This is a genomic window from Actinomycetota bacterium (genome assembly GCA_036280995.1).
Taxonomy (GTDB): Bacteria; Actinomycetota; CALGFH01; order CALGFH01; family CALGFH01; genus CALGFH01.
This window is the reverse complement of the sequence record DASUPQ010000580.1, coordinates 1-4,135: the sequence shown is the minus strand read 5'-3', so window position 1 is coordinate 4,135 and position 4,135 is coordinate 1. Positions and strand designations below refer to the sequence as shown.

Below are 4,135 nucleotides of genomic sequence, written 5' to 3'. Positions count from 1 at the left end.
CACGAAGGCGGTCAGCCCGCCGAGGGCGGCCCGGTCGAAGGTCCAGTGCCGCGCCGCCGGAGCGGACGCGACCGGAGCAGCTGACTTGGCGATAAACGGCATCTTCCTCCCAGCCGTCGCACCTCGGTCTGGTCATTCTTGCGTACCGGCGTCCGCGGACCCGGTGACCGACGTCACCGGACCGCCGTGCCGTCGGTCACCGCGCCGTAGCGATGCCGTGACGGAGGTGGCGATGCTGGCCGCCATGGCGGGGAACGACGGCCGGGAGTGGCACCCGACGGCGGCCGCGGCCGCCCGGGGCGGTGGGGCTGGGCACCCTTGCCTTCCTGGTCACCGCCTGGCTGGGCGAGCTGCACCGCCGGGTCGGCCGGGGCGACCTGGTCCAGCTGACGGTGCGGGAGGCGTTGCCGTTGCTGCTGGCCTCGGTGACCTCGGCCACGGTGGGAGCGGTGCTGGTCACCCGCCGGCCCCGGCACCCGGTGGGCTGGCTGCTGCTCGGGCTGGGCGTTACGCCAGCCACGCGCTGCTGGCCGGTGCCGGTCCGCTGCCCGGCGCCCGCTGGGCGGCCCTGTTCGCCGACATCGGCTGGACCCTGTGGCCCGCCGCCATCGGCTTCGTCCTGCTCCTCACCCCGACCGGCTCGCCGCCGTCGCCCCGCTGGCGCTGGTGGGTGTGGCTGGCGGCGGCCGCGCCGCTGGCCTACATGCTGGCCGAGGCGCTGCAGCGGTCCCCGATGGACCCGCCCTTCGGGTCGGTCGTCAGCCCGCTGGCCGTGCCCGGCCCGGCGGGCGGCCCGGCCGACCGGCTCCTGCGGCAGGCCGACGGGGCCGCCGCCCTGGTCGTCCTCGTCTCGTTGCTCGTGGGGGCGGTGGCGTTGCTGCAGCGGTTCCGCGGCGCCGGGCCGAGCGGCTGCAGCTGCGCTGGGTCGCCCTGGCCGCCATCCTGGCCGGGGTGGCCGCGGCCCTGGTGGTGGTCGGCACCTGCCGGAGGGCTCCAGCCCGGCCGTGGCCGCCACCCTGGCCGTGACCGACCAGACGGTGCAGCCCACCGCCGCATCGCTGTGGCTGCGCCCGGCCCCTAGGCGCTGAGGGCGGCGGCCAGGAACCGGAGCTGGGCCGGGGCCTGCTCCTGCCAGAAGCGGCCGTCGTGGCAGCCCTTGGTCACGGCGATCTGGGCGACGGGGAGGGTGGTGGCCAGGGCGCGGGCGCCGGGGGCGAACGGATCGTTGGCACCGCAGTCGACCTTGACGGCCAGGCCGGTCAGGCGGCCGGCGCCGGCCACCTCGGAGCCGGTCTCGGCGATGGCCGGGCTGGTGGCGACCACGGCGGCCAGGCGCCCGGGGTGGGCCTCGGCCAGGCGCAGGGCGCCGGCGCCGCCCATCGACCAGCCGAGGACCCCGAGCTGGCCGGGGCCGGTGCGCAGGCCGAGGCCGGACAGCAGCGGGGCCAGCTCCTCCAGGAGCATCCCGAACGGGTCGTCGGCGGGGCCGGGCCGCCAGCCGCTCCCCCGCCCGTCGGCCGAGGCCAGCGCGAACGGCCGGATCCCGCCGGCGCCGACCGCCTGGGCCAGGTGGTGGTGCAGCCGCAGCCGCTGGAACGGGGCCCGCTCGTCCCCGGCGGCGGCGTGCAGCAGCAGGCAGACCGGCAGCCGGTCGCCGGGGCCGGACCCGGGCGGCCAGGCGACGCCGTAGCCGACCGGCCGCCCCCGCTGCTCGGAGGGGAAGCTGGCGAAGCGCAGCGGGCCGGGGCGACGTCGGTGGGCGGGAGGTCGCCGACGTCGCAGGCCCCCAGCAGCCGCCCGACCCGGTAGCGGCCGGGCAGCACCCCCGCCTGGACCAGTCCGGCGCCGCCGGCCATGACCGCGGCCGCGCCGAGCGCGCCGGCGGCCACGGCCTGCCTGCGGCTGAGGGTCGGGGCCATCGGCCAAGCCTCCCACAGCAGGGAGCTACCAGGAGACCAGCTTCCAGATCTCCGGCTCCAGGGCCCCCGGCTCCCCGACCTCGGCGAAGATCGCCACCGCCTGCTTGAGGTGGTCCATGGCCTCGGCGTGGCGGCCGCCGAGGTGCAGCAGGTCGGCCAGGTTGTTGTGCAGCGCCGCCTCGCGGTGGCGGTCGCCCTGGCGGGCGCAGAGCTCCAGGGCGGTCCGGGTGTGCTCGGTGGCCAGGCCGATCTCGCCGGTGGCCCGCAGGGCCAGGGCCAGGTTGTTGAGCGCCGCCACCCGGGCGCTGGGGTCGGGCAGGGCCTCGGCCAGGGCCAGGCTCTGCTCCAGGTGCCGGCGGGCGGCGTCGTGGTCGCCGCGGGCGGCGCCGAGCATCCCCAGCATGCCGTGGGCCCGGGCCAGGGCGTCCGGGTCGCCGGCCTCGCCGGCCAGGTCGAGGGCGTCGTTGGCCAGCTGCTCGGCGGCGTCGTCGCGGCCCTGGCGGTGGGCGGCCAGGCTGCGGTCGGCGGCCAGGCCGGCCCGGCCGCCCTCGGTCCCGCCGGGCCCGAGCGCGGTCAGGGCCGCGGTCAGGTGCCGCTCGGCCGCGTCCCAGTCGCCGCGGCGGGCGGAGACGGCGCCGAGCTTGCGCTCGATGACCCAGCGGTCGGCGTCGCCCGCCCCTTCGGCGGCCTCGGTGTAGGCGGCCAGGGCGGCGTCGTAGTTGCCGAGCAGGGTCTCCAGGTCGCCGACGGCCGCGTGCAGGCCGGCGGCGTCGGGGTGGCCGAGGGCGAGCGCGGCCCGGTAGTGGCCCAGGGCCTCGCGGTTGGCGAACACGGCCCGGGCCTGGTCGCCGGCCGTCCGGTGCCAGGCGGCGGCCTCGGCGGCGGCGCCGCCCAGCTCCAGGTGGCGGGCGATCGAGGCCGCCGGCGGCTCCAGCGGGCGGCGGCCCCGGGCGGCCGCGGCCAGCGCCTCCCCCACCCGGCGGTGCAGCAGCCGCCGCCGGGCCAGGCTCGTCTCGGCGTAGACGAGGTCGCGGACCAGCCCGTGGCCGAAGTCGTAGACGTCCCCGGCGACCTCGCGGACCAGGCCGCGGGCGGCCAGCTCCTCCAGGGCGGCCACCGCCTCCTCGTCGCTGCGGCCGCTGGCCGCCCGAGCGGTGTCGACGTCGAAGGAGCGGCCGAGCACGGCCGCGGTGGCCAGCACCTGCCGGGCCGCGTCGCCGACCCCGCGGACCCGGGCGGCCAGCAGGTCGCGGGCCCCGCCGGGCGGCAGCGCCGGCAGCTCGCCGTCCTCGCCGACCACGGCCAGGTACTCCAGCACCAGGAACGGCAGGCCCTCGGTGCGCTCGTGCAGCAGCCCGGCCGCCCCGGCCCGGGCGGGGGCGACGGCGCTGACCAGCTCGGCCACGGCGGCGGCGTCGAGACGGCCCAGCTCCAGGACCTGGCCGTGACCGTCCCGCCGGGCCTCGGCGGCCAGCCGGCGCAGGCGGGCGTCGGCCGGCACCTGCTCGGAGCGCCAGCAGGCCACCACCAGCAGCGGCCGGCCGGCGAGCCGGTGGACCAGGTAGGCGAGCACGTCCAGGGACGCCTCGTCCGCCCAGTGCAGGTCGTCGAGGACCAGCAGCCCGGGGGGCGATCCACCGGGGGACCACCCTGGCGGTCCCCCGGACCCCCCCGGGCCGGCGGTGGCGGCCAGCAGGACCTGGCTGACCCCCTCGAAGAACTGGCGGCCGGCGGCCGGGCCGTCCAGCGGTCCCGGGTCGGGCAGCCCGGGATGGGCCTCGACCAGCTCGGGCAGCAGCCGCCCGGCCTCGGCCAGCCAGTGCCGCGGCACCCCGTCCAGGGTGGCGCCGGCGGCCAGGGCGCCGCGGAGGCCCTCGATGAACGGCCCGTAGGCGACCCCGGCCTCCTCCTCGTAGCAGCGGCCCCGGACCACCGCCGCCCCCAGCGACCGGACGTGGCCGGCCAGCTCGTCGGCCAGCCGGGTCTTGCCGATCCCGGCCTCGCCCTCGACCACCACCAGCCGCCCGTCGCCGGCCACCCCCTGGTAGGCCTCCAGCAGGGCCGCCCACTCCTGGTCCCGCCCGACCAGCGGCACCGGGGCTGGCGGCGCCGGGGGGCTGTGGACAACCCCCGGCACCCCTCCTCCGGCTCGGCCACCCTCCCGTTCGGGGGCCCCGGCATCCCGGGGTTCGGCTGCCGGCGTGGCCGCGGATGCC

3 protein-coding genes are annotated in these 4,135 nt (G+C 79.4%); 1 reads left to right on the top strand and 2 read right to left on the bottom strand.

Features of this window, described 5'->3' with window-relative positions:
- Nucleotides 1–244 precede the first annotated feature (244 nt).
- Nucleotides 245–1,081 (top strand): hypothetical protein, encoded by an 837-nt coding sequence (locus tag VF468_19465; GenBank protein HEX5880466.1) that lies wholly within the window; start codon nucleotides 245–247, stop codon nucleotides 1,079–1,081.
- Here the strand turns inward: VF468_19465 and VF468_19460 are convergent.
- Both VF468_19460 and VF468_19455 read right to left on the bottom strand, forming a co-directional pair.
- The gene (locus VF468_19460) at nucleotides 1,078–1,926 is read right to left on the bottom strand and encodes an alpha/beta fold hydrolase (GenBank protein ID HEX5880465.1); all 849 of its coding nucleotides are present in this window, start codon (nucleotides 1,924–1,926) and stop codon (nucleotides 1,078–1,080) included. The genes VF468_19465 and VF468_19460 overlap by 4 nt on opposite strands.
- 18 nt (nucleotides 1,927–1,944) lie before the next feature.
- Nucleotides 1,945–4,056 carry an AAA family ATPase gene (locus VF468_19455; protein HEX5880464.1) on the bottom strand — a complete coding sequence of 704 codons (2,112 nt, stop codon included), beginning with the start codon at nucleotides 4,054–4,056 and terminating at the stop codon, nucleotides 1,945–1,947.
- Between the last annotated feature and the right edge of the window lie 79 nt (nucleotides 4,057–4,135).

What these genes read in the sequence shown, in the direction of transcription:
- VF468_19465 (HEX5880466.1), top strand. Translation starts at nt 245, where the DNA reads ATGGCGGGGAACGACGGCCGGGAGTGGCACCCGACGGCGGCCGCGGCC.